18 protein-coding genes are annotated in these 22,300 nt (G+C 71.2%); 7 read left to right on the top strand and 11 right to left on the bottom strand.

Annotation, left to right across the window (positions count from 1 at the left end):
- Window positions 1–107 precede the first annotated feature (107 nt).
- Window positions 108–1,346, top strand: coding sequence for a PepSY-associated TM helix domain-containing protein (locus ACK4TT_RS05475; protein WP_409636579.1), 1,239 nt, complete (start codon window positions 108–110; stop codon window positions 1,344–1,346).
- Here ACK4TT_RS05475 and ACK4TT_RS05480 read toward each other — a convergent pair.
- From ACK4TT_RS05480 to ACK4TT_RS05500, 5 genes are read right to left on the bottom strand one after another with little or no spacing between them, the layout of a single operon-like run.
- Window positions 1,300–1,740, bottom strand: coding sequence for a GNAT family N-acetyltransferase (locus ACK4TT_RS05480; RefSeq protein ID WP_410212600.1), 441 nt, complete (start codon window positions 1,738–1,740; stop codon window positions 1,300–1,302). The genes ACK4TT_RS05475 and ACK4TT_RS05480 overlap by 47 nt on opposite strands.
- The gene (locus ACK4TT_RS05485; protein WP_409636582.1) at window positions 1,740–2,207 is read right to left on the bottom strand and encodes a DUF3429 domain-containing protein; all 468 of its coding nucleotides are present in this window, start codon (window positions 2,205–2,207) and stop codon (window positions 1,740–1,742) included. The genes ACK4TT_RS05480 and ACK4TT_RS05485 overlap by 1 nt, the downstream gene beginning before the upstream one ends.
- 6 nt (window positions 2,208–2,213) lie before the next feature.
- Window positions 2,214–2,966: a TIGR02186 family protein gene (locus ACK4TT_RS05490; protein WP_409636585.1), complete on the bottom strand. Its 753-nt coding sequence runs from the start codon at window positions 2,964–2,966 to the stop codon at window positions 2,214–2,216.
- The gene (locus ACK4TT_RS05495; RefSeq protein WP_409636588.1) at window positions 2,966–3,889 is read right to left on the bottom strand and encodes a sulfite exporter TauE/SafE family protein; all 924 of its coding nucleotides are present in this window, start codon (window positions 3,887–3,889) and stop codon (window positions 2,966–2,968) included. Before ACK4TT_RS05495 ends, ACK4TT_RS05490 begins: the two co-directional genes overlap by 1 nt.
- A gap of 31 nt (window positions 3,890–3,920) precedes the next feature.
- The gene (locus ACK4TT_RS05500; protein ID WP_410212601.1) at window positions 3,921–6,194 is read right to left on the bottom strand and encodes a Localization factor PodJS; all 2,274 of its coding nucleotides are present in this window, start codon (window positions 6,192–6,194) and stop codon (window positions 3,921–3,923) included.
- Between the two features lie 127 nt (window positions 6,195–6,321).
- Between ACK4TT_RS05500 and ACK4TT_RS05505 the strand changes: the two genes are divergently transcribed.
- Window positions 6,322–6,516 (top strand): hypothetical protein, encoded by a 195-nt coding sequence (locus ACK4TT_RS05505; protein ID WP_410212602.1) that lies wholly within the window; start codon window positions 6,322–6,324, stop codon window positions 6,514–6,516.
- 7 nt (window positions 6,517–6,523) lie between these two features.
- Here the strand turns inward: ACK4TT_RS05505 and ACK4TT_RS05510 are convergent, their stop codons facing one another.
- Complete coding sequence (locus ACK4TT_RS05510; RefSeq protein ID WP_410212603.1) at window positions 6,524–8,170, bottom strand: phosphatidylglycerol lysyltransferase domain-containing protein; 1,647 nt, start codon at window positions 8,168–8,170, stop codon at window positions 6,524–6,526.
- A 119-nt stretch (window positions 8,171–8,289) separates the two neighbouring features.
- Here ACK4TT_RS05510 and ACK4TT_RS05515 point away from each other — a divergent pair, with 119 nt between their 5' ends.
- The 3 genes from ACK4TT_RS05515 (at window position 8,290) to ACK4TT_RS05525 (ending at window position 12,001) form a co-directional block, all read left to right on the top strand.
- The gene (locus tag ACK4TT_RS05515; protein ID WP_409636600.1) at window positions 8,290–9,492 is read left to right on the top strand and encodes an acyl-CoA dehydrogenase family protein; all 1,203 of its coding nucleotides are present in this window, start codon (window positions 8,290–8,292) and stop codon (window positions 9,490–9,492) included.
- A 46-nt stretch (window positions 9,493–9,538) separates the two neighbouring features.
- Complete coding sequence (locus ACK4TT_RS05520; protein ID WP_410212604.1) at window positions 9,539–10,747, top strand: acyl-CoA dehydrogenase family protein; 1,209 nt, start codon at window positions 9,539–9,541, stop codon at window positions 10,745–10,747.
- A 165-nt stretch (window positions 10,748–10,912) separates the two neighbouring features.
- Window positions 10,913–12,001 (top strand): acyl-CoA dehydrogenase family protein, encoded by a 1,089-nt coding sequence (locus tag ACK4TT_RS05525; RefSeq protein ID WP_409636605.1) that lies wholly within the window; start codon window positions 10,913–10,915, stop codon window positions 11,999–12,001.
- Between the two features lie 309 nt (window positions 12,002–12,310).
- Here the strand turns inward: ACK4TT_RS05525 and ACK4TT_RS05530 are convergent, their stop codons facing one another.
- Window positions 12,311–15,265, bottom strand: coding sequence for a class I SAM-dependent DNA methyltransferase (locus tag ACK4TT_RS05530; protein ID WP_410212605.1), 2,955 nt, complete (start codon window positions 15,263–15,265; stop codon window positions 12,311–12,313).
- Window positions 15,266–15,522: 257 nt separating this feature from the next.
- Window positions 15,523–16,059: an arginase family protein gene (locus ACK4TT_RS05535; RefSeq protein ID WP_410212606.1), complete on the bottom strand. Its 537-nt coding sequence runs from the start codon at window positions 16,057–16,059 to the stop codon at window positions 15,523–15,525.
- 297 nt (window positions 16,060–16,356) lie between these two features.
- On the opposite strand from ACK4TT_RS05535, the gene ACK4TT_RS05540 reads away from it, so the two are divergent.
- Window positions 16,357–17,028, top strand: coding sequence for a hypothetical protein (locus ACK4TT_RS05540; RefSeq protein WP_410212607.1), 672 nt, complete (start codon window positions 16,357–16,359; stop codon window positions 17,026–17,028).
- A 57-nt stretch (window positions 17,029–17,085) separates the two neighbouring features.
- On the opposite strand, the gene ACK4TT_RS05545 is transcribed toward ACK4TT_RS05540, so the two are convergent.
- A complete protein-coding gene (locus ACK4TT_RS05545; protein WP_409636631.1) occupies window positions 17,086–18,114 on the bottom strand; it encodes an amidohydrolase family protein in 1,029 nt (342 codons plus the stop codon).
- Between the two features lie 290 nt (window positions 18,115–18,404).
- Between ACK4TT_RS05545 and ACK4TT_RS05550 the strand changes: the two genes are divergently transcribed.
- Complete coding sequence (locus ACK4TT_RS05550; protein WP_409636634.1) at window positions 18,405–18,584, top strand: hypothetical protein; 180 nt, start codon at window positions 18,405–18,407, stop codon at window positions 18,582–18,584.
- Here ACK4TT_RS05550 and ACK4TT_RS05555 read toward each other — a convergent pair.
- Window positions 18,568–19,716: a hypothetical protein gene (locus tag ACK4TT_RS05555; protein WP_409636637.1), complete on the bottom strand. Its 1,149-nt coding sequence runs from the start codon at window positions 19,714–19,716 to the stop codon at window positions 18,568–18,570. The genes ACK4TT_RS05550 and ACK4TT_RS05555 overlap by 17 nt on opposite strands.
- Before the next feature lie 183 nt (window positions 19,717–19,899).
- The gene (locus ACK4TT_RS05560; RefSeq protein ID WP_409636640.1) at window positions 19,900–22,254 is read right to left on the bottom strand and encodes a TonB-dependent receptor; all 2,355 of its coding nucleotides are present in this window, start codon (window positions 22,252–22,254) and stop codon (window positions 19,900–19,902) included.
- Window positions 22,255–22,300: the final 46 nt, after the last annotated feature.

The raw sequence follows: 22,300 nt of genomic DNA on the forward strand, positions 1-22,300 counted from the left end.
TTTCCCAAGTTTATGCGAATGACTCGCAATATCGTTATGACTTGCGAATAGCTCGCATTTGCGAGAAATCAAGTCGAAGTTGGTTTTGGCGGACGAAGGGAGCCGGCATGCGCGCGGCGTTGACGGTGCTGCACCGGTGGCTCGGCCTGGGAACGGCCGTGTTCCTGTTCATCGCCGGCCTGACGGGCGCGGTGATCTCCTGGGACCACGAGCTGGACGCCTGGTTGAACCCGACGCTGTTCGAGGCGAAGGCTGAGGGCGCGCCCCGCGATACTCTGGCGCTGGCCCGCGACCTGGAGCGGTCGGACCCGTCGCTGCAGGTGACCTGGACGCCGCTGTCGGTCGAGCCCGGCGGCGCCGTGCTGTTCGGCGTGGAGCCCCGGCCTGACGCCGCGGGCAGGACCCAGGCGCTGGCTTTCAATCAGGTGGCGGTGGATCCTGCGACGGGCGAGCGGCTAGGCCAGCGGTTCTGGGGGCGGCCGTCGCTCAGCCGCGAGAACCTCCTGCCCTTCCTCTACAAGCTGCATTACAGCCTCACCCTGCCTTTCGTCGCGGGCATGGACATTGGCGTCTGGCTGATGGGGTTCGTCGGGATCGCCTGGACGATCGACTGCCTCGTGGCGCTCGCCATCTCCTTTCCCAGCCGGGCGTCCTGGCGGAAGTCCTTCGCCTTCCGGTGGAAGGAGGGCGGCTACCGCCTGCTGTTCGACCTGCACCGGTCCGGCGGGGTGTGGCTGTGGGGCCTCCTGCTGGTGCTGGCGGTGACATCGGTCTCGATGAACCTGGGACACGAGGTCGTCCGCCCGATCGTCGGCGCGGTCTCGCCCCTGAAGTCTGATCCGTTCGCCGAGCGCGCGCCCAGGGCGCCCGACGCGCTGGCGGCGCCGGCCGTCACCCGCGAGGAGGTGCTTCGGATCGCCCGGGCCGAGGCCGCGCGGCGCGGCTGGAAGGCGCCGGCGGGCGGGGTCTTCTACTCGCCCTACTACGACCTCTACGGCGTCGGCTTCTACCGGCCGGGAGACGATCACGGCGACGGAACGCTCGGCAATCCATGGCTCTATTTCGACGGCCGGACGGGCGCGCCAGCCGGCGACCTGACGCCCGGCCGCGGCAGCGTCGGCGACATCTTCCTGCAGGCGCAGTTCCCGCTGCACTCGGGCCGAATCCTGGACTTGCCGGGACGGGTCCTGGTCTCGCTGCTGGGGCTGGCGGTGGCCGGCTTCAGCGCCACCGGCGTGGTGATCTGGGCCAGGAAGCGGCGCGGCCGCGTGCTGCGCCGCCGGAAGGACGCCGAGCGGGCTAAAGCGTCTTCCGCATGGTCGGCGCCGGTGCGAAGCGGGTCATGACCTGACCCGTCACCTCGAAGCCGCACGCCGCATAGAAGGCCAGCGCGCGTTCGTTGGCGACGACATGCAGCGACCGGGCTCCGGCGTCCCGAGCCCGGCGGGCGGCCTCATCCACTAGGCGGGCGCCGATCCCGCGCCGCCAGGCGTCGGGCTCCACGAACAGACCGTCGAGTTCGGCGTCGCCGTCCTCGCGCGGCAGGACCACGGCGAAACCCAGGACGCGACCGCTGGCGTCCTCCGCCACGAAGGCGTGAGGGACGTGCTCGCCCGGGAGTTCGATCGCGTCGGGATTGTCCGTCAGCTCCCGGACATGGTCGCCCCAGGCGAGCGAGGCGCGCAGCTGCAGCGCTTCCAGCGCCGCGATCTCTTCGGTGCGGGCCGGACGCAGGTTCATCAGGCGTTGATGGTCTTCTCGAGCGCCAGGGCGAGCGAGATGCAGGCCCCTGCGGTCAGCGCCGTCGACAGGGTGGGGTAGCGCGAGGGCGTGTCGGGCGTCTGATGGTCGAACAGCCACTGGACCAGGAAGACCGCGATGAAGCCGCCGAGAATCCAGGCGTCCGAAAGGCGCCCTCGCCCCAGGAACACCGCCCAGGCGGCGGCTGCCGACAGCGCCGAAAAGGCCAGCCGGCGCCAGCGGGGGCGGCGCTCGCGGGTCTCCAGGCCCCACCGCACGCCGCCCAGGAAGGCCACGATCACCGCGGCCCAGGTCAGGAGCGTCGTCAGCGCCGGTCGGGCGTAGGCCGCGGGGCCGTAGCAGTAGACAAGGGCCGCGGCGGGAAACGGCAGGAGGGCGATCAGCGCGATCACCCAGAGCGGCCTCGGCGCGGATTCGATCCGGGTTCCGGACCGCACGTCATCCATGAGCAATCAGTCTCTCCGGAATGCGGCCGAGGCGGCCCACCCGGCCGCCAGGGCGAACGCCATGGAGGCCAAGCCGTACGACCATGGCCTGTTATGCGCCCAGAGGTAAAGAGTCCGCTCCAATCCCACCTTCTCGACCGTCAGCGTACGGACCCGTCGCGACGCCGGCCGGCCGTCCTGGAAGAGCAGGATGTCGGCCCGGTAGACGCCCGTAGGCGCTCCGGCCGGCAGCGCGATTTCGGCGCGGAAGAGGCCGCGATCCACGAAGCGCACGCCGCGCTCGTCCTCGTCGTAGAGTCCGGCCTTTTCCTTCAGGCGGACCACCGCGCGGCGCCAGTCGTAGTAGTCGGCGCCGAGGCTGGAGACGACGACGTTGCGCACCCCGTAGCGGGTCTCAACCCGTTGCTCCGCCGGCGCGCTGATCGGCAGGTGGTCGATCCCGGCGCCCAGCCGGCGCAGAACCCCGAAGTTGGCGATCTCGTCCAGTGGCCGGTTGGAGGCGGCCATGTAGAAGCCGGGGGCGCCGCGGAACACCACCGGCCGGCTGTTGAGCCAGAGGCCGGCCACACGCACCTTGCGGGCGATGCGGACCGGCTGTTCTGGGCCGCGCACGATGACCACCACGTCGGAGGCGGCCCCCGGCGGCTCGAAGACGGCGCCGTAGAGCACGATCCGGGCGCCGCGGAAGTCCGAGCTGACCTGCACCGTGGTCTCGGTCAGGGCCGCCGAGATGGCGGCGGGGGGGACGTCCACCGCCATCAGCCCGCCGCCCCCTGCATCAGGATGAACGGCTCGTCGGGCGCGATGAAGAGGCCCAGCCCCATCCTGAGGCCCACCAGGAGCACGATCAGCGCCAGGACCGCCCGGAGCTCCTCGGCGCGGAAGCGGGCTGAGGCGCGCGCGCCGTACTGCGCCCCGACGATGCCGCCCACCAGCAGCAGGGTCGCCAGCACGACGTCGACCGTCTGATTGCGACCGGCCTGGAGAACTCCGATCAGGGCCGTGGTGATGATGATCTGCAACAGGCTGGTCCCCACGACGACGCCCGCCGGCATGCGCAGCACGTAGACCATGGCCGGCACCAGAACGAAGCCGCCGCCCACGCCCATGATCGCCGAGAGCACGCCCACGAAGGCTCCCAGCAGCAGGGGCGGGATGACGCTGATGTAGAGCCGCGAGCGCGGGAAACGCATCTTCAGCGGCAGGCCGTAGAGCCAGGGCGGACGCCGGTCGCGCCGGGCCGGCTGCGGCTCGCCCCGCCGGCGTCGCAGGATGGCGCCCAACGACTCGATCAGCATCAGCCCGCCGATCACGCTGAGGAACAGCAGGTACGAGATGGCGACGACCAGGTCGGCCTGGCCGAGCAGTCTTAGGAACCGGAACAGCTCGACGCCCAGGTAGGCTCCGACGATCCCACCGACCGCCAGCACCGCGCCCATCCGCACGTCCACCGCGCGCCGCCGGCCGTAGGCGATCACGCTGGACATGGACGAGGCGGCCACATGGTTGGACATGCTGGCCACCGCCACGGCGGGCGGCACGCCGAGGAACACCAGCATCGGCGTCATGAGGAAGCCGCCGCCGATGCCGAACATGCCCGAGACGAAGCCCACCGCCAGACCTAGCGCGACGAGCAGGGGCGCGTTGACCGACACCTCGGCGATGGGCAGGTAGATGTCCATCGCCCCTCTTAGCGCGTCCCCGCGCCCGGGGTCACCCGGCGGCCTGCGCCCTGCGGGCGGCGGCGACCGCCGCTTCCGCGGCCTTGACGGTGGCGGCCGGCAGCTTGGCCTTCAGCGCGTCCGCCGCGGCCCGGGCCTGGCCATCGCCCTGGCCGGCGGCGAGCGTCAGCCACTTCAGCGCCTCGGCCGGGTCCTTCTGAACGCCCGAGCCGGACTGGTACATGACGCCCAGGTTGTACTGGCTGTCGACGACGCCGAGTTCGGCCGCCTTGCGGAACCACTGGGCCGCCGAGGCCAGGTCCTGCGGGCCGCCCTCGCCCCGGAAATAGTAGAGGCCCAGGTTGTGCATAGCCCGAGGCTCTCCGCCTTCGGCGGCGCGCGCCGTCCAGCGACGGGCCTCGACCTCGTTCTGCACCACGCCCTGCCGGCCGCCCTCGTAGAGCTGGGCCAGGTAGAACTGGGCCTGGGGATGATCCTGGTCCGCGACGGCCTTGAGGGCGGCGAGCCCTCCGGGCTTGCCCGCCTCGATGGCCCGGGTGGCCTCGGCGAAGGCGAGATCAAGCGGCGCCGCCGGCTGGGCCGCCTCGGCGATGGCGGGTTCGGGCGAGACGGCCGCGGCCGCCCTGGGATTGGCGGGCATGGCCCCGGCGGGGCGAGCGTCCTGGACCGACGCGTTCTCCTCGGCCTGGGGCCCGTTCATCAGCACGACGCCGGCCGCGCCGACGCTCAGGAAGGCCGCGCCGCCCGCCACCATCAGGGCCGTCTGCAGCGCGGTGTTCGGACGCCGGGGCTTGGTGACGCCGAACCCATTGAACATGCGGCCCGACGCCTGTCGGCGGTCGAGCTTGGCGCGGACCTCCACGGGCCGAGGCCGTTCCCCCTCGCCCTTCTGGGCGCGGGCGGCGGCGCGGGCCTGGTCGATGACCTCGCGGGTGGACAGCGGCGGCGAGCCGTCGGCGGACGGCCGCTCAGGCTCGTCCAGTTCGAAGACGTCGTCCTCAGGTTCAGCGAGCGGCGCGAACGCCTCGGCCGCCTCGAAATCCTCGGCCGCGAAGGAGGGCCGCACGGGATCGACGGTCGCGACGTCGGACAGCGGCTCGGCGCGGGAGAACAGCTCGGGGCCGAACGGCCCCTTGGGCAGGGCCTCGGAATCGGCGCCGGGTTCCGCGGCCGTCGATGGCGAGGAAGCCACGCCCAGGCGCGCGCGGGCCTCGTCCAGCAGCCGCGCCGTGCGTTCCTCGCTCGCGCGGATTCGTTCGGCGAGGTCGCCGGCGGCGCGCTCCTGACGCTGCTCGATGCGCTCGGTGGCGCGGATCACATGCTGACCCACGTCGTCGATGGCCTGGGCGGCGCGCTGCTCGGAACCCGCGAGCCGTTCGGACAGGCGGTCGGTGATGCGGCCGATCTCGGCGCCCAGGCGCTCCAGCGCCTCGGCCTGGGTCTGTTCGGCGCGGGCGAGCCGCGCCTCCACGGCGCCGGCGATGCGGGCGATCTCGCCCCCCACCTGCTCGATGGCGCCGGCGCTCTGCTGCTCGGCGGTCATCAGGCGGCGGTTCACGGCCTCGGCCATGGCCAGGACCTGCTTGCCCATCTGCTCGACGGCCTGGGCCGAGCGGCGCTCGGTCTCCTGCAATCGCTCGTCCACGCGGGCCAGGCGGACGCCGACGTCGCCGGCGGCGGAGGCCCTGAGCTGTTCGGCCATCTCCGCGCGCGCACGCTCCACGCGCTCGGTCAGGTCGGCGGCGAGGATCTCGAACCGGCGGTCGGCCGCGGCCAACTGGTCGGTGAGACGCTGGAGAACACCCTCGAAGGCGGCGGGGTCGCCCCCGGCGGCCTCGGCGCGGGCGATCCGCGCTTCCAGGATCCTGAGCGCTTCGGGTGAGCGCGGGCCGGCCGGATCGGCTTCCATGCGGGCCAGCCGCTCGGCCATGGCGAGCTGCTCCCGCTCGGCCATCTCGATCCGCGCCAGCGCCTGGCGGACGGAATGCTCCACACCGGAGATGGCGAGGCCCGTGCGGGTTTCGGACGCCTCGATGCGGTCGCTGAGCCGATCGATGGCGTGGGCCAGGCGATCCGTATCCTGCGGCGTCGGCACGGCCTGAAGCCGCGGCGGGTCCTGCGACAGGCGTTGCGGACGTTCGGGGACCTGATGCTCCGCGGCGACGTCCTCGGGCGGGTCGTCCTCGAGGATCACCCGGTTCAGCCATTCGCCGAGGGTCATGCCGGAGCGGCGGGCGAGGTCCTTCGCGACCTCCCGGGCCTTAGGGTCGATGCCCTTGACGCTCCAGGGCGCGCCCGCCGTCATCGAATCGCGTCTCCCAACCCAACTCGACGCTAAACACCGATCTCTGGGGGTGTAAACGCAACCTTAACGCTATTAGTAGTGTCCGGGCTTTGTTTCTGTGGATGACGAGGGGCGCGTGGACCTTCAGATGACCCTCGCCGTCGGGGCCGGCCTGCTCGCGCTCGGCGTCTTCGCCGGCTGGCGCGGCGCGCGGCCACCCAATCCGCACAGGGGACCGCGGCTGATCCCCTGGCGCTTCATCATGGTGCTGGCCACGGCCGGCGTGGTGCTGATGGCCGTGCATGCGGTGAACCTTCTGGGCTTCACGACCGGCCGGCGCTGAGCCCCGTCTAGCCCGGGCGGCGGGGCCGCTTGGCCAGGCCCGCCACCCCGCCCGAGGTGAGCAGGCCCGCGTCGGCCAGGACGATGGGGATCGTCCACTTGCGCGGAGCGGCGATGTAGCGGGGCCGCCAGATGGGATCGTACTTGTCCTTGTAGGCGCGCACGCCCTGGAAATTGTAGAGTTCCTCGCCGTTGTCGAAGAGCAGGCTGCCGACCCGCGACATCATCGGGGCCAGTGGCCGGTCCTCCAGCCCCGCCAGCGGCGCCATGCCGAAGTCGAAGGCCGCGTACCCCTCGGCCATCCCCCACTTCAGGAGCTCGACGAACAGGAAGTCCATGATCCGCCGGGGGCCGTCCTCCACATAGCGCATCAGGTCGATGGAGAAGGCCGAGCGGTCGGCGACCGGCCACAGGGTGGCGAAGGCGATCAGGCGGCCCTCGAAGCGCACCACCGCCACCGGGAACTCCTGCACATAGGCCGGTCGGAAGCCGCCCATGGTGAAGCTCTTCTCGCCGCCCGCGTGGCCCGCCAGCCAGGCGTCGGAGACCCGTTGAAGTTCGGGCATGATCGCCGCGACGCCCTCGGGCGGCACGACCTCGAACTCGGCGCCAGCCTCGCTGGCCTGGCGCCACGCACGCCGCAGGTTGCCGCGCCGGGTGCCCTCGATGCTGAAGTCCTCGAGCGGCAGCACGGCGACTTCGCCGATCTTCTGGATCGAGAAGCCCATCTCCACCACGTCGGGCAGGTCCTCGGCGTCGAGGGCGTAGATGGCGGGCCGGGCGGCGTGGGCGTCGGCGAGCTCCCGGAAGCGCCACAACAGCTCAAGGCGCTCCTCCGGCCGGCCAACGGGCGGCGCGAGCGCGATCCAGCTCCGGCCCCGGACGCCGAACATCAGGAAGCTCTCGCCCGAGGGTGAGAACAGGAAGCGCTTGTCGCCCAGCAGGGCCAGGTTCGAATTTGGGCGCGCGACCCGCGCGGTCGCCAGGATGTGCCGGACGCGGGCGAACTCCGGGTCGTCCTCGCCCACGATCGGCGGCGGGGCGGCCGAGGCCAGCATGCGCCAGAGGCCGAAGGCGAGCAGCGCCACGGCGGCGCCGGCCCAGGCCCGCATGGACCGGGCGGCGTCGGCGTCGACCATCACCCGCCAGAAGGGGTACTCGCCGTAGTCCGCATGCTCGTAGGACCAGAGGCCGATCAGCCCCGCGCCGGCCACCAGGCAGGCGGCCGACACGAGCCAGCCCGGGGTCACCTCCATGCGCGACAGCCGGGCCGTGCGTGGGAAGGCCTTCCGGAACGGCGCGATCACCGCCGCCGCGGACAGGAGGATCGCCGTCTCCTCCCAGACGATGCCCTTCTCCAGGCTGAGCGGCGCGGCGACCAGAAGGACGATCATCGTCGCCGCCCAGGCCGCGCCCAGCCGCGCCCGCAGGCCGAAGGCCAGCATCACCAGCATCAGGCCCAGCACGCTGGAGAGGAAGTGGCTGAGCTCGATCAGGAGGACCGGCATGGTGGCCAGCAACCGCACGAACCGCTCCGGCTCCGAAGGCCGGGCGCCCGAGGCGAGCAGCATCACGCCGCACCCCAGGGCGACCAGGGCGGCGAGGGTCGGGGCGGCGGCGTTGACCGCCGGCTTGAGGTCTCTCCAGAAGCTCACGGAAGCGTCTATAGGCGAGCCCGCGCCGACTCGCTCAAACAACTGTTTCATTCCCCTTGCCCCGCCGCCGCCGAACGCTAGAGTTGGGCGCCTTCAGTTTTCGAAAAGGGAGCACGCCCATGGCCGACTTCGGCGGCGCCGAGCTCGACGCCTTCCGCGCGGAGGTCCGCGCCTGGCTCGAGGCCAACTATCCGGCTGAGCTGCGCGACCCCAAGGCCAAGACCCACCCCGAGGCGGTCTGGGGCGGGCGGGCGTTCGCGGGGTCGGACGACCCGCAGATCGTCTGGATGCGCCGCATGGGCGAGAAGGGCTGGACCGCGCCGACCTGGCCCGCGGAATACGGCGGCGGCGGCCTTTCGCCGCAACAGGCCCGCGTGCTGGACCAGGAGCTGGCTGCCGGCCGCTATCGCCAGCCGCTGGCCTCGTTCGGCGTCTGGATGCTGGGCCCGGTGCTGCTCGAGTACGCCAGCGAGGAGCAGAAGCGCGAGCACCTGCCCAGGATCATCAAGGGCGAGATCCGCTGGTGCCAGGGCTACTCCGAGCCGGGCGCCGGCTCCGACCTCGCGGGTCTCCAGACCAGGTGCGAGGACAAGGGCGACCACTGGCTGATCAACGGCAGCAAGGTGTGGACCAGCTACGCCGACAAGGCGGACTGGTGCTTCTGCCTGGTGCGTACCGATTCTTCGAAAAAGCACGAGGGCATTTCGTTCATCCTGATCGACATGCGCTCCGAGGGCGTCGAGACGCGGCCGATCCCGCTGATCAGCGGCGAGAGCCCGTTCTGCGAGACGTTCTTCACCGACGTGAAGGTCCCCAAAGCCAACCTGGTCGGACGGGTCAACGGCGGCTGGGAGATCGCCAAGCGGCTGCTGCAGTACGAGCGCCAGAACATCTCGGCCGGCTTCGGCGAGGGCGGCGGGGCGGGCGGCGCCTCGGGCGACCTGGCCGAGATCGCCAAGCGCTACGGCGCGATCGACGCGGACCTCAGGTCCCGGATCGTCCGCAACAAGATGGACTTCGCCGCCCTGCGCCAGACCATCGCCCGCTCGGCGGCGGAATCCAGAGCCGGCAACGGCCCCTCGGCCGCCACCTCGATCATCAAGTACGCGGCCGCCGAGTTCGCCAAGGAGCGGTCCGAGCTGATGGTCGAGGCCATGGGCCACCAGGGCCTGGGCTGGCAGGGCGAGGGCTACGAGACCAGCGAGATCCTGGCCGTCCGCGGCTGGCTGCGCACCAAGGCCAATTCGATCGAGGGCGGCACGTCCGAGATCAACCTCAACGTCATCGCCAAGCGGGTCCTCGGACTGCCCGACCCGAAGTAGTTTTTCGAGTATTTTCAATGATATAAGTTTAGCCGGAGATTTCCAGATGGCTGATTTCGGAGGAGACGACCTCGACGCCTTCCGCACGGAGGTCCGAGACTGGGTCGCGAAGCATTTCCCGCCCTCGTGCAAGGGCAAGGGGCCGGCCATCGGCCCCGAGCGCGCGAGCGAGACGGCCGACCAGAAGGCCTGGCGCCTGGCGGTCGGCGAGACCGGCTGGGGCGCCCCCACCTGGCCCAGGGCCTACGGCGGCGGCGGGCTCACCCCGGCCCAGGCGCGCATCGTGAACCAGGAGTTCGGCCGCGCCGGGGCCTACAACCCCATCGTCGGCATGGGGACCATGATGTTCGGCCCCACCCTGCTGGAATACGGCACGGAGGAGCAGAAGAAGCGGCACATCCCGCTGATCTGCAACGGCGAGGTTCAGTGGTGCCAAGGTTTCAGCGAACCCGGCGCCGGCTCTGATCTTGCAGCTCTACAGACCCGGGCCGAGGACAAGGGCGACCATTACCTGGTTAACGGCCAGAAAATCTGGACCTCGGGCGCCCAGTGGGCCGACTGGTGCTTCTGCCTGGTGCGCACCGACACGACCAAGAAGCACGAGGGCATCAGCTTCGTCCTCTTCGACATGAAGACGCCGGGCGTCGAGGTGCGGCCGATCCGGCTCATCTCGGGCGCCAGCCCCTTCTGCGAAACCTTCCTGACGGACGTGAAGGTCCCGAAGGAGAACCTGGTGGGCCCGCTGAACGGCGGCTGGACCATCGCCAAGCGCCTGCTCCAGCACGAGCGCAACGGCCTGGCGGGCGGGGGCGGCAGCGCCGGCCGCTACGGCTCGGGCCGGGCGCCCGAACAGCTCGCCAAGGACTACGTGGGCCTGGACGCCCAGGGCCGCATCGCCGACGGCGACCTGCGGACCCGGATCGCGAAGAACGCCATGGACCTGAAGGCCTTCCAGCTCACCGCCATGCGGGCGATGGTGGAGTCCAAGGGCAACCAGGGCCCCTCGGCCGCCACCTCGATCATGAAGAACGCCGCCACCGGCGCGCTCCAGGAGCGGGCCGAACTCTGCATCGAGATCCTGGGCAGCCAGGGCCTCGGCTGGGAGGGCGACGGCTTCTCGGACGAGGAGCTGACCTTCGTCCGCAACTGGCTGGGCGGCAAGGCCACCACGATCTACGGCGGCTCGGCCGAGATCCAGAACAACATCATCTCCAAGCGCATCCTGGGCCTGCCCGATGCGACGAAATCCGCCTGACCTGAACCCCTAAGCCTCCTCCCCCGTCATGGCCGGGCCCGTCCCGGCCATCCAGAGACGCCGAGCGGACCGATCCGGGATCGGCGCTTCTGGATCCCCGGGACAAGCCCGGGGAGGACGACCGGGGGGCGGACCGACACACGAGATTTCACGAGGACAACCGACATGGCCGTTCTGACCGAAGAACAGAGCATGCTGCGCGACGCGGCGAAGAGCTGGGTGCAGGAGAAGAGCCCCGTCACCGCCTTCCGCAAGATGCGCGATAGCGGGGTCGAGCTGGGCTACGACGCCGCCGCCTGGAACGAGATGGCCGAGATGGGCTGGGCCGGGGTGATCATCCCCGAGGAGTACGGCGGCTCGGCCTTCGGCTACCTCTCCATGGGCCTGATCCTGGAGGAGACCGGCCGCACCCTGACCGCCTCGCCGCTCCTGGCCTCGGCGCTGGGCGCGGCCTCGGCCCTGATGCTGGGCGGCTCGGACGCCCAGAAGGGCGAGTGGCTGCCCAAGATCGCCGCCGGCGAGATCGTCGCGACCCTGGCCATCGACGAGGGCCCGCACCACAAGCCCGAGGCCGTCGCCGCCGAGGTCAAGGACGGCAGGCTGACGGGCCGGAAGGTGTTCGTGCTGGAGGGCATGGCCGCCGACCTGTTCGTGGTCTCGGCGAAGGGCGCCGACGGGATCGGCCTATACCTCGTGAAGGCCTCCGACCCCGGCGTCTCGCGCACCCGCCTGGCGCTGGCCGACAGCCGCGGCGCGGCCAACGTCGAGTTCAAGGGCGCGGCCGCCGAGCCGCTGGCCGGCGGCTTCGCCACGGTGGAGAAGACCCTGGACCGCGCCCGGGCCGGGATCGCCGCCGAGATGCTGGGCGCCGCCACCCAGGCCTTCGAGACCACCCTCGACTACCTGAAGACCCGCGTGCAGTTCGGCCAGGTGATCGGCAGCTTCCAGGCCCTCCAGCACCGGGCGGCCAAGATGTTCACCGAGCTGGAGCTGTCGCGCTCGGCCGTCGAGGCGGCGCTGACCGCCATCGACAACGACAGCCCCGACGTGCCCGAGCTCGTGTCGCTGGCCAAGGCCAAGATGGGGGACACCTTCCACCTGGTGTCGAACGAGATGGTCCAGATGCACGGCGGCATCGGCATGACCGACGCCCACGACGCCGGCTTCTACCTGAAGCGCGCCCGGGCCTGCGAGGCGGCCTTCGGCAACCAGGCCTACCACCGGGACCGCTACGCCAAGATCCAGGGGTTCTGAGGGCCGCCTTTCGGCCGGAACCACGAAAGACACGAAACGGGAGCCCCGCCGGTCGCAGGACCGGCGGGGTTTTTCGTTTAGGAGGCGCCCCTCCTCTCCTCCCCCTTCATGGGGGAGGGGGACCGGCCGAAGGCGGGTGGAGGGGGCCGACGGCCTGGCTCGGCGCTTCCGGCAGGCCCCCTCCCCCATGCTGCGCATGGTCCCCCTCCCCCGACGGGGGAGGAGGGGCCAGCGGCGCCGTTCTTCCAGGTGGGCCAGGGAGGTCTCCTGCTCCTCCCCCATCGGGGAAGGGGAAGAGGAGGAGCGGGTTCAGCGGCCGGCGGCGGCGCGCTCCTGGTTGAGGGCGAAGAGGCGTTCGAGGATGTCGTCGTCGGGGAGGTCGGCGGGCCAGCCGTAGGCGGCGGCCACGGCCGCATCCAGCTCTTCATGCGCCAGGACCAGCCAGCGGGGGCGCTCGTTGTAGAGGTTGGTGAGCGTGCGGCCCTTCAACTCCTTCGCCGCCGCCTCGTCCCTGGGCAGGACGCGGTCGGGATAGCCGGGGACCACCTCGGGAACCCGCACCGTCAGGTCCGGCGGGTTGAGCCACGCCTCGCGCAGATCGTTCAGCGTCCGCGCCGCCTCGGCGATGGCCCGGGCGCGCGGGTCGTCGGCGTAGTCGGCGGCCGGCACGTTCGGCGTCAGCCCCTCGGGGAAGGGGAAGGTCTCGAAGGTGGTGGACGGGGTGTAGCGGGGACGATCTTCGAGCGAGGTGCCGAGGCGCAGAGCCCACAGCTCGTGGGCCCGGCTGTGGAGCACGCCAAAGGCCGCATCGTCGTCCCGGGCGACGACGATGAGCTGATGGTCAGGGCACACGCTCGCGTCCATCCAGGCAAAAACCCGATGCTTCGCGACTGTGGGCGTCACCAAATACCGCGACCGATTTTCAAGGGCGGTCCACATGGCGGGGCGGGCCTCGACATGTCGCCACCAAAAGGTCCGATAGGCTTCGCGATTGTTCCTCAGCCGCTCCGGCTGAACCTGGATCAGCAGGCGCCGGAACGGCGCTTCGTAGAGCGCCGCCTCGGCCTCGCTCATCTCCCAGCCGAAGTCGATGATCCACTTGTCGGCGGGGCGGCGGGTGACGTCCATGCCGTTCCGCCAGGGTTTCAGCACGTCGCTGTTCGGCCGGCCATTGGGGTTGAGCGGCAGCTTCAACCACTCCCGGGCCTGATCGCCGGACACGTCGAACGCGCCGCCCTTGGTGTCGCCCATGAAGGCGACGCCCGCGTTCTCTTTGAGCCGCGCGGCCTTGGTGAGGTCGGCGCTCGCCGAGGTCAGGTCCGGGTTGATCTTCTCGACCGCCCGCCCGTCGAGGCGACGGTCGGCGAAGCCTTCGCCATAGCCCAGCATGGAGACGCGGACCGCCGCGCCCTCCACGACCCACGGCTCATCGGCCCAGGCCTCCCACATCGCCCCGGCGTCGCAGATCGGGTCCAGCACGCGCCGGCTGGCGCCGCCCCGGATCGAGTTCGTGGTGACGAGGCCCACGCGAATGGCCTCATCGGCCCGCACCTGGCGCCACGCCTTCTCCACCCAATAGGCCACGAGGTCCGCCTCGGCGGGGACGCGGCCCTTGTACGCCGCGAACAGGCGCTCAACGGCGGCGTCCCCCAGGCTCTCCCGCATCCGCTTGCCGCCCAGGAACGGCGGGTTGCCGATGATGACGTCCGCCGCCGGCCATTCGGCCTCGGTCCCGTCGGGATTCAACAAGGCGTCGCGGTTCTCGATCTGGTCGAGGCTGGAGAGCACCGGGTCCGGCGGCGGCTTGGCGGCCTTCTTCAGCACCCATTGCAGGTAGCCGATCCAGAGTGTGAGACGGGCCAGCTCGGCGGCGTAGCGGTCGATCTCGATGCCACGCACCGCTTCCAGGCCCACGCGCGGCAGGAAGCCGGTGAGGCCCAGGCGCTCGGCGTCCACGATGGCGCGCTGCTCGATGTCCATCAGCTCGTGCAGGGCGACATAGAGGAAGTTGCCCGAGCCGCAGGCGGGGTCGAGGACGCGGAAGTTGGCCAGCCGCTCCAGCCACGCCTCGACGGCTTCGCGCGCCTCGCGCCGCGCGGCCGAGCGGCGCCTGTCGATGGCGGCGAGCTGCTTGCGGCGGGCCGCCTCGGCGGCCTGGGCGGCGCGGGGGTCGGCCCGCATCTGCTCGCCGGCGGCGTCCAGCAGGGCCTTGCGCTCGGCCTCGGCGGCCTCGGCCCTGGCGACGGCGGCCCTGGCGGTTTCCAGCACGGCCGCCCACTCGGCCTGAAGCGGGCGGACGATCACCGGGCCCACGATCTTCAGGATCTTCTCGCGGTCGGTGTAGTGGGCGCCCAGGGCCTTGCGCTCGCGCCGGGCGCTGAGGGCCTGTTCGAAGAGGGTCCCGAACACCGAGGGGTCGATCTGGGACCAGTCGTGCTCCCTGGCCGTCCGGCCGATCAGCTCAAGGTCGATGCGTTCCAGCGGCAGCACCGGAGCGCCGTCGAACAGGCCGCCGTTGAACCAACGGACGAACTCCGCGCCGAAGAAGGTGTCGCCCTTCTCGGCCATCTTGCCGAACAGCTCGGCGAGCTGGCGCGTGGCCGCCTCGGGCCGCGAGGCGGTCGCCTCGACGAGGCGGGTGAAGAGCTGGTCCTTCAGCAGGTCCGCGTCCTCGGCGAACATGCAGAAGACGATCTGGTTCAGGAAGTGGGCGACGGCGCGCGGCTCGTGCCCGCGCTTCTGAAGGCGCTCGGACAGCTCGCCGAACCGCTCGGCGGCCTTGGCGGTCAGCTCCTGGGGGCTGATCCTGGGCTTCAGCTCGTCGGAGCCGTCCCATACGGCGCGCAGCAGATGGCGCTTGGCCGGGTCGACCAGGTCGTCGAGGGCGATCTCGTAGGTGCGGGCGACCGTGTTCGTCCAGTTGGTGTGAACGACGATCCGCTCCATGTCGGAGACGACGAGATAGGGCGGGTTCTCCAGGTCGCGCGCATAGGAGGTGACCTGGCGCAGGGCGGCGTTCAGGTCCTTGTGCCGGCCCTTGTATTCCCAGGCGAAGCAGCCGCGCCGCCAGACGTCGGCCCAGCCGTCGCCGCCGCCGACCTTCTCGGCGCCGCGCTCGAAGCAGTAGCGCTCGCCCCGGGGATCGTCCTCGGCGGGCGTGGGCACGCCCAGCAGCCGGCAGAGGTCGAGGAAATGCTCCTGCGAGCCCTGGCGTTCGCGCAACTCGCTGTCGCGCCACTTGGCGATGAAGTCCGCTGCGTCCATGGGGTCCCGACTCGTGCGGACAGATTACCCGAGACCGGCCCACTGGCCAGATGACCGCCGCAAGCCCTCTCCCTACCCCGTCCCTGACCCTCTCCCTCTCGCCTAAGCGGGGGAGAGGAGGCTTGGGGCTGACGCGGCGCGTGCGACCTTCCCTTCCCACCGCTCGCTCGGAGTTCATCCTCGGGCCGGCCTTCGGCCGGACCCGGCGGGCGAGCGGTCCCCCCTTCCCGCGAGCGGGAAGGGAGCGGCGCGCGCCCTCACCGCCCGAGCGCGGCGTCGCAAATGCGGGCCAGGACGGCCGCGCCGTCGCGGGCGGCGGCTTCGTCGGCGGGGGCGAATTCGGTGAGGGTGAGGCCGACGAGGTCGGGCGGCGCCTGGCCCATCAGGGTCGCCACCGGCATGCCGTGGAAGTTCCCGCTGGGCGAGGTCTGGGGCGTGTTGGCGTCGAGGTGGGCGTCGATCCAGACCACCGTGAGGTCGGGGTGGCGCCGCCGCAGGTGGTCGATGACCGCCACGTCGCAGGCGCAGTCGCCGCCGGCGGCGAGCACGCGGCGGGGGTCGTGGGCGCTGAGGATCGCCTGGGCGGCGCGGAACTGGTCGAGGATGGCGGTCCAGCGGTTGACGCCGCCGTGGGGGGCGCCTTCGCCGGAGAGGGGGACGGCGGCCGTCGGGCCGTAGCGGGCGCAGACCCGGGCGGCGGCGGCCGCGCCGCGGGGCAGGCGCCGGGCGCGGCCCGAGCCCTGCCACTGGGGATAGGCGAGGACGAGGTCGAAGTCGGCGGCGGGAGTGGGCATGGGGGGGTGCATGGGGGGACTATAGCGGGGTTGCGTGAGGGGGCGCGAGCGGCGTGCGACCTCTCCTCCCCCATCGGGGGAGGGGGACCGGCCGAAGGCTGGTGGAGGGGGCCAGACGACGGGCTCAGCGCTTCCGGCAAGCCCCCTCCACCATGCTGGCGCATGGTCCCCCTCCCCCGATGGGGGAGGAGAGAAGAGGCAGCGGCGGCGGAGCCCCCCGCCGGCGCTGCGCGCCGCCTCCCCCCGGAGGGGGAGGAAATGTTCGCTTTTTGTTCTGGGCCGTGGTAGCGTGCGCCCATGCCGTCGCAGCACTGGTTCCATGGCGAGGGGGAGTGGTGGCCGGCGGTCGATCATTCGGCCGGGTGGAAGGAGAGCGAATACCATCCGGCCATCGGGCGCGAGATCCTAAGGCGGGTGGCGCGGGGGTGGACGATCCGGCGGATCACGGCCGATCCCGACATGCCGTCTTACGCGACGCTGTTCCACTGGGTGAGGACCATCCCCGAGTTCGGGGACGACTACCGCGAGCTGCGGGCCGAGCTGGCGGCCGAGCGGGTGGAGAAGTGGGACAACCGGGCCAAGGCCAAGGCGTTCTGGGGGCCGCACAAGGCCAAGGTGCTGGGCAGGCGCTGGCGCCGGCCGCCGCGGCGCAGCAGCTACACGACGGCGAAGGGCCGGGCGATCTGCGTCCTGTTGCGCGAGGGCTGGACGATGAGCCGGATCAACGCCCGGCCGGACATGCCCTCGGCCAGGGTGGTCTATCGCTGGCTGAAAACCGAACCCGAGTTCCGCGAGATGGTCGCCGAGGCCCGCGCCTGGCGGCTGGGCTGGCTGGCGTTCCAGGCCCAGATCGCGACCGGGGACGCGACGCCCGGAACGCTGGCGGCCGCCAAGGCCTTCGTCGCGCGGCTGGAAGGCGAGATCGGGCGCTGGCAGCCGAAGGTGTGGGGACGGAAGGCGCGGTGGTGAAGGCGGAGCCCCCTCCGGCGCTGCGCGCCACCTCCCCCAGGAGGGGGAGGAACTGGGCTACACCTCCAGCCGGTAGACCTCCCGCGCGGTCCCGGCGAAGAGGGCGGCCTTCTCGCCTTCCGAGGCGCCGGCGGCCAGGCGCTTGAAGGCGTTCCAGAGGGTGGCGTAGTCGCAGGCGCCCATGTCGACCGGGAAGTTGGACTCGAACATGCAGCGGTGGGCGCCGAAGGCCTCGATGCAGGTCTCGACGTAGGGCCGCCACTCGTCGGCGAGCTGTTGCGACGGGGCGCGGGGCTCGGCCAGGAAGGACGGGAAGTTGCAGAAGGCCATGGCCAGACCGCCCAGCTTCACGGCGACGTTGGGCAGGGCGGCGAGGTCGCGGATGTGGTCGCGCCAGACGCCGAAGCGCTCGTCGCGGCGGCCGGCGTAGCGGCCGAGGCCCAGCGGCGTGCCCACGTGGTCGAGGACGATGCGGGTCTCGGGGAAGGCCCGGGCGAGGTCGATCAGGTCCGGGAGTTGCGGTTCGAGCATCCAGGCGTCGAACGACAGGCCGAGGGGGGCCAGGCGCGCGAAGCCGGCCCGGAAGTCGTCGCGCCGGTAGAGGCCTTCGGCCACGCGCGCGAGCGGGCCCAGCACGTCGGGGTCGGCGTCATGGGAGGCGGCGTTGCGCACGCCCCGGAAGCGGCCGCCGCCGGCCGCGACGTGGCGCTCCAGGATGGGGGCCGCGGCGTCGCCCAGGGTCAGGTCGACGTTGCCGACGATGCCGGCGCAGGCGCGGATGGGGCCGTAGGCGCCGCTGGCGCTCATGGCCGCCACGCCGTTCACGAACTCGGTCTCGCCCAGGGAGCGCAGCTCGGCCGGGCCGTCGGCGCGGTAGAAGGCGCCGCACTCCACGAAGACCGTGGCGATGACGTTGTGGCCCGACCCCAGGTCGGCGAGCAGCTCGTCCAGCAGGTAGCGGCCGGCCGGGGCGATGGCGGCCATGAACGGATGCTCCGGCCCCTCCCCGGCGGGGACCATGCTGCGGTCCCACAGGTGGTGGTGCGGATCGATGATCGGCAGCCCGGGGTCCAGGATCTCTTCCACGCCAACGCCTCCCTAGCCTTGTAGGGCCGCAGGTCAGCACATCGCGGGGCGGCGCGCGCGGGGTTTTCGCGGGACCGGGATGAACCGGCCCCTAGCCGGGGGGCATGGCGGCCTCGGGCAGGGCGCGGGTAGCGACCGCATCGTCGGGAGCGGCCCGGCCACGCGCCTACGTAGAATCCCTAGGGCGATCCCGACTGGGCGCCGGTGATATGCGAACCGCCGTCTGGGGAAGACCTTTGGCTCGGAGATGTCCGGAGTCCGCAAGGGGCGGCGGGGCCGGATCGTACGGAATGCACAAGACATACGAACTCTACCTGCACGGCGAGGACGGGACGCCTCGTTTCGAGGCGCTGACCTGCCGCACCGAGCAGGAACTGATGTCGGCCGTCCGCAGGATCCTGGCCGAGACCGGCGCCCACGCGGTGGACGTGATGGAATTCGGCCAGCTGCTCTTCACCCTGACCGCCTAGCGATGAGTTCGGGCGCAGGCGCATCGAGCCCCACGCCGAGGCTGGCCTCGAAGTCCTGCAGGATGTCGGCGAGGTCGGCGACCGGGACCGGCTCCTGGCAGCCCTTCGGGAACCGATAGCGCCAGAAGCTGGCGATGTGGGAGATGGCGCCGATCCGCTCTCCCAGCATCATGAACATGCTGGGCGCCTTGACCAGGAATTCCCGGAAGGCGGCCGGCTTGCCGTTGACCGTGAGATCGCGGAACGCGTCGTCGTAGACCTTGAGGGTCTCGACCACCTCGCGGCGGTGGAGCTGGATGGCCGTCTCGAGCCGCCGCCGCGCCCCGTCGATGTAGCGCACCAGGTCGGGCTCGGCGTTGGCGCCCTTCACCTGGGCGGCGCGCAGCTCGTTCAGCACGAGGACGAGCTGGGGCCAGAGGTCGCGCAGCACCCACTTGTAGTAGAGGAAACCCTTCCAACTGAAGACGCCCTCCCGATAGGCCTCGCCCTCCAGGCCCAGGGTGGCGCGCAGGGGCTCCAGCCGCTCGTCCACCTGGGTGGAGAGCAGGATCTGCACCACCCGGGTGGTGTCGGTCGCCGCGCCCCGGCCGCCGAAGGCGAGCTCGATGAGCTTGGAGATCTCCTCGCTGACGAAGGCCTGCATCCGGTCGTGGTCGCCCGGCGAGATGGCGAAGTAGCAGCGGCCGACCTTGAAGCCGTGGCGCTTGAGCTGCTCGCGCAGCAGGAAGGGGTCGAGGGACGGCAGGCGTTCGATCACCGCCAGCAGCTTGGCGTCGCGGATGATGCCGGCCTGGTCGTCGCAGAGGTCGCGCAGCATGTCGCGCCAGCCGCGCTGGCCCACGAACATCGAACGCGCGCCGAGCGTCAGGTCGGTGCTGGTGAACGGGAGAATGAGCTTGGTGGCCGTGGTGGGCGCGCTGTCGAACACGTAGCGCTCGTCGGCGCGGATGCGGTGCTTGACGAGGATGGCGCCGTTGAGGGTCGGGTTCCGGAAGAACGGCTGCTCGACGTACTCGGGATCGCGGGCGTGGCGGGCGGCCACCAGGCCAAGGTTGAGGACACGGCTGGTCGCCCCGCTGCTTTGCAGCGCCAGGAGATCGCGCGTCCCCCGCTTCGTCTTCCGCGTCGACATGGGGCCGGAAGTTGCGCGAGGTTCCTTAAGGTTTCCGAAACCAACCGGGGGACGCAGGGGCTCAACCCCGGCGAAGGCGAGACGCACGCCCCCTCCGGCTCGACACGGAGGGGGCGGCCTCTCCCCGGGGCCCGTCAAGTCCGGCGACCGCGCCCCGGGCCGCCGGAGGACCCCAGCCTCAAGCTAGTAGGACTTCCGGAGCGTGATGCCGTAGGTCCGGGGCGGATTGGTCAGGAAGCCGTAGCGGGCGCGCAGGCCCCGCTCGCGGTCCAGCGACAGCCAGGCGCGCTCGTCGCCCAGGTTGTTGACGAAGGCCGCCGCCTCCCAGTCCTCGCCGCGCACGCCGAGCCGGAGATTGACGATCTCGTAGCTGGGCAGCTCGAGCGGGAAGATCAGGCTCGACGCCGTGGACGCCCCGATATTCGGGAAGAGCGCCACGGTCCGCGGGTTGTTCTCCTGGTCCGAGACCTGGGTGAAGCGCTTGCCGACGTGCTGGGCCGTCAGGTTGGCGAAGGCGTCGAGGCCCGGCCGGACCTCGCGCTCGTAGCCGACGCTGAACGAGGCCTGGAACTTGGGCACCGTGGGCAGGCGGTTGCCGTCGCGCAGGCCCTGGATGGGCTGGCCCCCGGCGTCCGTCACGCTCGAGGTGAGCTTGGCGTCGTTGTACGAGGCGGTGAGGGCGATGTCGAAGTTGTCGGTCAGGCGATAGGCGAACTCGGCGTCGAAGCCCGCCGACTTGGCCGAGGGCACGTTGACGATGACCCGCGACGAGCAGCTTCCGGCGTCGATCGTGGCCTGCAGGTTGTTGATATCGGCGTAGAAGCCGGCCAGCGTCAGCGAGCCGCGGCCGCCCAGGCGGGCCTTCAGGCCGGCCTCGTAGTTCCACACGGTTTCGTTGTCGAAGCTGGGGTTCGACAGGGCGCCGAAGGTGGCGAAGTCGGCGGGCGTGCAGAGCGGGCGGTTCAGCGGGTCGTTGATGCCGCCCAGGCGGAAGCCCTTGGAGACCTGGGCGTTCAGGGTGACGGTGTCGCTCGCCTCGTAGGAGACGATCACGCGCGGCGCCCAGGCGTCGGCCTTGGTCTTGCCGGGCACCCCGATGGTCCGCTCGGCGAAGATGCCGTCGAAGGTCAGGGAGCGGGTTTCCTTGTAGTCGCTCCAGCGCAGGCCGGCGGTCACATCCAGGCGGTCGGTGACGGCGTAGGTCGCCTCGCCGAACAGGGCGAACTGCTTCTGCTTATAGGGAACGGTCGAATAGTAGAGGCTGTCGCGCGGCGCGGCGGGGCCGGCCGTCGGGATGCCGGTCAGGGCCTCGAAGCCGGTGACCTGCAGGTCCTGGGCGTAGTCGCGGTCGATATGGCTGTAGAAGGCGCCGAGCACCCAGGTGAGCGGCCCCTCGGCCTGGTAGCCCAGGCGCACCTCCTGGGTGAACGACTTCACGTCGGTGGTGTCGATCAGCGGCGCGTCCAGCGTGTAGACGGCCGGCGGCAGGCCGATGGAGCCGCCGGTGATCGAGCCGGTCAGGGCGGTCGCGTCGCGGTACACTAGCACGTCGCGGTCGGTGTAGGTCGAGATCGAGGTCAGGTCGAAGTCGCCCATGTCGTAGGCGAGGGTCAGGTCGCCCAGGAAGAAGTCGTCCTCGAACTTCTCGGTGAACTGGGTGAACTGCTTCAGGCCGCCCAGGCGCACGGGCGGCCGGGTGGTGGTGAACTCGTTGGCCAGCACGTTGTAGATGTCGACCCGGTTGAAGCCGTCGACGTCGATGCTCTGGTAGAGCACCCGGGGCGTGATGGTGAGGTTCTCGGACGGCTCGAAGCGCAGGGCCGCGCGGACGCCCCAGCGGGTCCCATCGTTGACGTTCCTGTCGACCGTCAGGTCCGGCTGGACCGCGTCGATGAAGCCGGGGAACTGGCTGCCGTAGGCGGTGACGCGCAGGGCGGCCTTGTCGCTGAGCGGCAGGTTCACCGTGCCCTTCAGGTCGCCGCCGACCCCGCCGCCCTGGACGCCGGAGAGCGTGGCCTCGGTGGTGGCCTCGAAGCGGCCGAGCACGGGCTGGTTGGTGATGTAGCGCACGGTGCCCGACAGCGAGCCCGAGCCGTAGAGGGTGCCCTGGGGCCCGCGCAGGACTTCCACGCGGTTCAGGTCGAAGAGGTCGATGTCCGGGGTGAACAGCGACAGCGAGATCACGCTCTCGTCGAGATAGACGCCGACCTGTTCCTTCACGCCCGGCTGGTCGCGGACGATCTGGCCGGCCGAGATGCCGCGGATGGCCACCTGGCTCTGGCCGGGGCCGAGGTTCTGGACGCTGAAGCTGGCGACGGTGCGCGACAGCTCCTCGACGTTGGTGACGCCGCGGGCCCGCATGACGGCCTCGCTCTGGGCGGCGACGGAGAACGGCACGTCGATCAGGGCCTCGTCGCGCTTGCGCGCCGTGACCACCAGTTCCTCGACCTCGCTCTGGGCGGCGGCCACGCCCGGAAGGGCTATGGTCAGGGCCAGGATGCTCGCATGCAAGGCGAGCGCGGACTTACCGCTTCTCATGGGTATTCAATCCTCCTCCAGGCGCGACTCTCGCGGTCACGCTTCG

Source organism: Phenylobacterium sp. (assembly GCF_046463815.1).
In the GTDB taxonomy this organism is placed as follows: domain Bacteria; phylum Pseudomonadota; class Alphaproteobacteria; order Caulobacterales; family Caulobacteraceae; genus Phenylobacterium.